The sequence below is a fragment of the uncultured Brachyspira sp. genome, from assembly GCF_934747485.1.
Classification (GTDB): domain Bacteria; phylum Spirochaetota; class Brachyspiria; order Brachyspirales; family Brachyspiraceae; genus Brachyspira.
This window is the reverse complement of sequence record NZ_CAKVGN010000102.1, coordinates 1-6,787: the sequence shown is the minus strand read 5'-3', so window position 1 is coordinate 6,787 and position 6,787 is coordinate 1. Positions and strand designations below refer to the sequence as shown.

7 protein-coding genes are annotated in these 6,787 nt (G+C 25.4%); 6 read left to right on the top strand and 1 reads right to left on the bottom strand.

Annotated elements, in window-relative coordinates; genetic code table 11:
* Positions 1-131: 131 nt before the first annotated feature.
* The 6 genes from Q0H31_RS12670 (at position 132) to Q0H31_RS12645 (ending at position 5,561) form a co-directional block, all read left to right on the top strand.
* Positions 132-1,031, top strand: a complete 900-nt coding sequence (locus tag Q0H31_RS12670) for a M23 family metallopeptidase (RefSeq protein WP_295298740.1) — start codon at positions 132-134, stop codon at positions 1,029-1,031.
* A complete protein-coding gene (locus Q0H31_RS12665) occupies positions 1,015-1,233 on the top strand; it encodes an AtpZ/AtpI family protein (RefSeq protein WP_219710033.1) in 219 nt (72 codons plus the stop codon). The genes Q0H31_RS12670 and Q0H31_RS12665 overlap by 17 nt, the downstream gene beginning before the upstream one ends.
* Positions 1,234-1,257: 24 nt before the next feature.
* The gene (gene pncB, locus Q0H31_RS12660) at positions 1,258-2,457 is read left to right on the top strand and encodes a nicotinate phosphoribosyltransferase (RefSeq protein ID WP_295298736.1); all 1,200 of its coding nucleotides are present in this window, start codon (positions 1,258-1,260) and stop codon (positions 2,455-2,457) included.
* 11 nt (positions 2,458-2,468) lie between these two features.
* Positions 2,469-3,296, top strand: a complete 828-nt coding sequence (locus tag Q0H31_RS12655) for a DNA-binding protein (RefSeq protein ID WP_295298734.1) — start codon at positions 2,469-2,471, stop codon at positions 3,294-3,296.
* A gap of 436 nt (positions 3,297-3,732) precedes the next feature.
* Positions 3,733-4,731, top strand: a complete 999-nt coding sequence (locus tag Q0H31_RS12650; protein WP_295298732.1) for a hypothetical protein — start codon at positions 3,733-3,735, stop codon at positions 4,729-4,731.
* 5 nt (positions 4,732-4,736) lie between these two features.
* Positions 4,737-5,561, top strand: coding sequence for a hypothetical protein (locus tag Q0H31_RS12645; RefSeq protein ID WP_295298730.1), 825 nt, complete (start codon positions 4,737-4,739; stop codon positions 5,559-5,561).
* Positions 5,562-5,563: 2 nt separating this feature from the next.
* Here Q0H31_RS12645 and Q0H31_RS12640 read toward each other — a convergent pair whose 3' ends face one another.
* Complete coding sequence (locus Q0H31_RS12640; RefSeq protein ID WP_295298728.1) at positions 5,564-6,634, bottom strand: mannose-1-phosphate guanylyltransferase; 1,071 nt, start codon at positions 6,632-6,634, stop codon at positions 5,564-5,566.
* Positions 6,635-6,787: the final 153 nt, after the last annotated feature.

Sequence of the window (6,787 nt, the reverse complement as noted above, 5' to 3'; positions counted from 1 at the left end):
TTTAGTTAATTAAATTATAAGGAATACCTGCTTTTTTTAAACTAAAAAACGTGCAATATGTATGGCTCCTAAACAAGTATATATTTATTTTATATTGATATAATTTTATATTATTGATATAATTTTTGCATATGTATAAAAATAAAAAAAAGAAAAAAAACAACTTTTATAAAAAGAATAATTCTAACAATTCTTCACTTTTTTACAAACTGCATAAAATACTGTCCCATAGACTATATTTTATGTTTATACCGCATTCTAAAAAAAAGACTAAAACTTTATCAATACCTATATATGGAATTTTGATAATACTTTTAATTATAGCAGTAGCTCTCTTAATAACCTTCTCATCTCTTACAAAAAATACAGTTATTGCAAGCAAAACACTTGTTCTTACAGGAAGCTATCAAGAGAGGCTTGAGGAAATTAATTCTTTAGAAAATTTATTTAATTCAGTATTTTCTAATGATTCTTACAGAGCAGATATGTCTAATATGATGAATAAATTTAAAATAGAAAATACTAATTTATTAAATACAAATAATGCTGATAATATAACACTTTTAAATGCCAGAGCTAAAGAATTTGAAAATTTAAAAAATTATTTAGAAGAATTGAAAGCTAATATTAATTCTAAAAATAATGCATTGGAGTATGTGCCTACAATTACACCAATAGATTCCAGATATGCTGTTATATCAAAACCATATCAAAAAGACTCTCTTTTATCAAAAGGCATAGGCTTTCAAACAATAGCAGGTACACTTGTTAGAGCAACAGCTTCCGGTACAATTAATAGTGTAGTATACAATAAAGATGAAGGAGTAAGTATAGTTATTTATCACAGGTACGGTATTATAACTACTTATAAAGGATTAGCCACTACTTCTGTAAAAACAAATGTTGATGTAAAAAAAGGCGATATTATAGGAAATGCCAAAACAGGCGAACTTGAATATGAATTAAAATTAGCTTCTGAATATGTTAATCCTTTAATTTTTACAACGCTTAATTATGAACAGCAAGAATAATATAAAAAATGGAATAAAATACACTGCTTTGGGTATTGAGTTTGGAAGTATAATACTTGGGCTTGCTTTTGTTGGAAACTTGGCTGATAAAAAATTAAATACTTCTCCATTATTTACTATAGCTGGTATATTTTTTGGGTTTATATCTGGTATATACAGACTTTATCAACTTTCTAAAATTATAGAAAGAAATAAAAAATAGATAAGGTTTTTTAAGGATTTATTTATGGATACAATAATAAATAGCTTGCTTGATACTGATTTATATAAATTCACGATGCAGCAATGTGCTTTAAGACAATTTTCTAATGTTTGGGTAAAATATATTTTTAGAAGCAGAAATGTGTTAGAATGGACTAAGGAAATGCATGAAGAGCTTTTAAAACAGATAAAACATTTTTGCAATCTAACATTCCAAAAACATGAACTTGAATATTTAGCTTCACTAAGATTTATAAAGAGAGATTATATAGAGTTTTTAAAATTATATAGACCTTTAGAAGAGCATATTAATGCCTCTTTTGATGATAATAAATTAACCGTTTCTATAGAAGGTCCTTGGTATCAAACTATTCTTTGGGAAATACCTGTACTTGCAATGATTAGCGAAATATATTATTACTACACTATTTGTAAAACTAATGGAGAAAAAGAGGTTTATAGACAGGGAGAATTAAATCTAATAAAAAAGTTAGATAAAAAATTGCTTCCTATATACAATAATGATAATGGTTTTAAATTTTCTGAATTTGGAACAAGGAGAAGATTTTCTTTTAAGTGGCAAGACAGGGCTATTTCTATATTAAAAGAAAAAGTTCCTGCTGATTGTTTGGTAGGTACAAGTAATGTATATTTTGCTCAGAAGTATAATCTACTTGCTGTTGGAACTAATGCTCATGAATATTATCAAGTTGGGCAGGCTTTAGATAAGGTTAGGCTTGCGGAGAGTCAGAAATTCATGCTTCAATCTTGGGTTAATGAATATAGAGGAGATTTAGGCATTGCATTATCAGACACTTTAGGAACAGATAAATTTTTAAAAGATTTTGATTTATATTTTGCAAAACTATATGACGGCATAAGGCATGATTCCGGAGACCCTATTGAATGGGGATACAAAGTTATAAAGCATTATAAAGATTTAAGAATTGACCCCAAAACTAAAACTCTTCTTTTCTCTGACAGCCTTAATTTTGATAAAGCTTATAATATATATAAAGAGTTCAAAAACGAAACTAAAGTTACATTTGGAATAGGTACATTTATTATGAATGATTTTGAGCCTATTGCTAAACCTTTAAATATTGTAATGAAACTTCAGATGGTTAATGGTAAGCCTGTTGCTAAGTTGTCTGATGATGATGGAAAAACTATGTGCGATGATAAAGAGTTTTTACATTATTTAAAAATTGTTGCTATGGAATGATTAATTATTTTATGATAAAAAATATTATATTAATTTTCACGTTTACATTATTAATTTCTTGCAATAAAAATAACAATTCAAATACAGTTAATGAAATAGAGCCTAATAATAATGAAGAGTATGCTCAATTTATAGAGTCTGATATTAGCTTAAAAGGAAGTTTTAAAATTGATGATATAGACTATTATCATATTAAGCCTACTAATGGTTTTATAATGAACTTTGGTTTTTATGCTAACAATAACTCTGATATTGTATTAGAGTTTTATAATAAAGAAAATAGGGATATTGTTTTTAGAGTAGAAACTCAAAAGGCAAAAAATTACTTTGGAAATATAGAATTAAAAAATATTTTATTAAATGAAAAAGAATATTTATTAAAATTAACCTCTCAAGATGAAGTTGACTATAACCTAAAACTAAATTTTTCTGAAGATTATAAATATAAAAATGGCAATGAATATAATGATAATATATTTTATGCTGAAGAAATAGAATATCCTAATCAAAAAATAAACGGTTTTTTTATTAATAAAGACTTAGTTTTAGATGAAAAAATTAAACCATATTTAAAAAATGAAAATATTATAGATATAGATTTTTACAGAATAAAAAACAAAACAGATATAGATTCTTATATAAATATTATATTAGAATATAAAGAAGATATAGAGATTATACTTTTTGATGAAAATTATAATTACATAAAAAAAGCAGTAAACAGAATTGACAATATAAACTTTAGCAAAAATAGAGAATATTATATAGCATTAATTTATTATGGCGAAAAATATTTAATAGAGCAATATATTTTGTATTATGATTTTGGTAATAAATAATAAAAAATATTTTTAAGTTTGTAAAAAAATTAGTTCTTATGTTTTTATTGTTTTCGGGGGCTAACCCCCGCACCACCACTTCTTTTGCCGATAGGCACCTACTCGGTATTGGTATAAAAGAAGCAAAAGAACTGCATTTAATAAGTTTAGCTTTTCATATATATACAAAATATAGACATTATTTTAGATTTATATGCTCCAAATATATAAAGCTATAGCACTTACACTTTTTGGTTCTTTTGACTAAGTCTGCACCGCGACCGAAGGAAGTGCCTGTGGTGCGAGCTGCGGGAAAAGTTGAATAAAGCATAAAACTCGCATAACAAAATATACTTAGTTTAGCCCATACAATAATTTATTATTACAAACTATTATTTTATTGTATTAAGGGTTCTTATATGTTATAATAACAAAAATTATTGATTAGAGTTTTATCGTGATAAAAAAATTAAGTTTTATTTTTATTATTCTTTTTGTATTTAGCTTTTTATTATACGCTGATACATTATCCTCAAGACATTCTTTATCTATTTTAAATTATACAAGCACAAGAAGCAGAGGAATGATGAACAGCACTTTTTTAATAGGAAATGATTCTTCTGCATTATTTGTAAACTCAGCCTCACTAATGGGGCTTATTAGAGATAGCATTAATATAAATTACACCCTATCGCCAGATTTTAAAAACGAATACATATTTAATGCATCATATTCTCATACAGGTAATTCTTATGCTATAGGTTTTGGATTTGCTTCAGAAATAAATAAAATACAATCTTATGACATACTTGGAAATAAAAAAGATAGTATATACAACGGAGTTTATTTAGCGAACATTGCTTTTGCCTATGCTATAAATGATAAATCTTTTATAGGTGGAAATATTAAAGGAGTATTAAATAATTCTTTAAATAAAAACATTTTTGGAGGATTTTTAGACATATATTATATGCAATCTATTTTTACTCCTGTATTTAAAATTGGTGCTGGTATTAGGAATTTTGGTTTTTACGATAATGTATTTGGCAATATAGACACCGACATAGTAGCTTCAGTTGCTTATGCTAAAGAAGATTCTACAGTATCAGTTTCGCTTAATTATTCTGTTGGAGTTCCTTCTATCACTCATAATATATCTTTGGGTCTTGAAGCTATGATAATAGATTTTAATAAATTAGGATTATTTAATAAATCTTCTTCTTCTTGGTTTGATGATTTGCCTGAGAGTGTATTAGATGAGCCTAGTGCTATGCAAAAAAGACGTTCTGCTAAATTGCCAAGCGGTATTTTAGCAAGACTTGGTATTGGAAATAATGGAGTTTCTTTGGGGCTTTCATTATATATTGATTTGTTTAGACTTGATTATGCTATAATATTTGATGAGTTTAACAAAAATAATATTTCGCATGATTTTGGTTTAAGCTTTATGTTTTAATAATTATGCCTAATATATGTAAACAATTAATATCAAACACAGAAAAATGCGACAGAGAAGTTTATAAAGATGATTTATGCATTATACATCATAAATCAGATAGTAAACCAGCTAATCTATTTAGAAACATTATAAGAGATGATATATATAGAGGGCACTATAACTTTTCTCATATGATTAGCTATGAAGGCTTTAGTTTTGAAAGCTTAAAAATAGAAAAAGATTCTAACTTTAATTTTTCTGATGCTTCATTTTATGCACCATTTAATATTAATAATTTGAAATTAGATATATCACTTGATTTCACTAATGCTTTATTTGATTCCGGCATATTTATAAAAATGTCCAACATAAACAAAGAAATTATAATGAAAAATACTACTATAAATATGGATTTAAACTTCTCGATGTCTAATTTTGAATCCATTAATTTATATAATGCTAAAATTAACTGCGATGCCAATTTTACTAATTCTGACTTTATAAAAAAATCTGTTTTCAATCATGTTCATTTTAGTAATAATTTAAGTTTATTAAATGTGAACTTAAAAGATGATTTTTCATTAGAGAATATAATAGTTGAAAAGGATGCAGATTTCAGAAACCTTATTTTTCATAAAAGTTTTAAATTAGAAAATGTTGAAATAAAAGGCATAACTTTACCTAATGAATTGATTAACAATGAAAATATAATATTAAAAAATGTATTAATAAATGGCACACTTATAGAAGATAATCAAAAAAACAAAAAAGAAAAAGAAAGCAAAGAAAAAATAAAACAAGCAAAAGAAAAAATATATAAAGAAACTATTCTAAATAAAAAAATATAAAATTATAATAATTCTCTATATTTATTTAATTCATTTTTCTCTCTAATATCTTTTAATATCTCTTTTATTTTAGAATCTTCATTGTTTGGATACATTAAAACAACACCATTAGATTTTACTATTGTTGTGTTATTAATTCCATTTAAAGTAAGCAAATCATCATCATCATTTATTATTATATTATTATTAGAGTTTTTAAGATATACCTGCCCTATTACAACATTATTATTTTCATCTTTATCATGTATTCTTCCAAGTGCAGAAAAAGCTCCCAAATCGTCCCAAAAAAACTCTGACTTTATACATATAATATCTTCTAATTTCTCCATTATTCCAAAGTCGAAAGAAATTTTATCAATGCTGTTAAATATTTCTAATGCTTTATTTTCATCGTTAATATTTTTTAATGCCTCATTTACTTTATTAAAAGTATCAGGCATAAATTTGTTTATACTGTCTAATATGCTTTCACTATCCCATATAAACATACCGCTATTCCATAAATAACTTCCATCTTCCAAAAACTTCTTTGCGTTTTCTAAATCGGGCTTTTCTACAAACTTATGAACAATATATTCATTGCCTTTTATGTTTTTATCTAATTTTATATATCCATATCCAGTTTCAGCCCTTGTTGGTTTTATTCCTACAATTACTATATTTTTAGTTTCTGATGTCAATTTAATTGCCTCTTTTATGGTATTTACAAATATATCCTCTTCTTTTATTATAGGGTCAGCAGGAATTATTACCACATTTGAATTACCTATTTTTTCTTTTACAGTTAATACTCCCAAAGCCACAGCAGCAGCAGTATCTCTGCCAATAGGTTCATATATAATATTATCTTTTTTAAAGTTTGATATATAAGTAAAAAAAGCTTCCTTATATCTCTTTCCTGTTATTATAAAAATATTTTCTTCTTCTGTAATTTGTAAAGCTCTATCTATTGTCTGTTCTATAAGGGATTTATTATCAATTATTTTTAAAAATTGTTTTGGTTTTTTTTCTCTGCTTAATGGCCATAATCTCTCCCCTATTCCGCCAGCCATGATAATTACAGAAGTTTTCATTATACCTTTACTCCTTTTTACTAACTTTTATTATATTTTATTATAAATAAATATCAATATAAATAAGAACCCATATATGTTTAGGAGCCAGAGATATTGCACATTTTTTAGTTAAAAAAAGTAGGTATTCCTTATAATATAAATAACCCAATT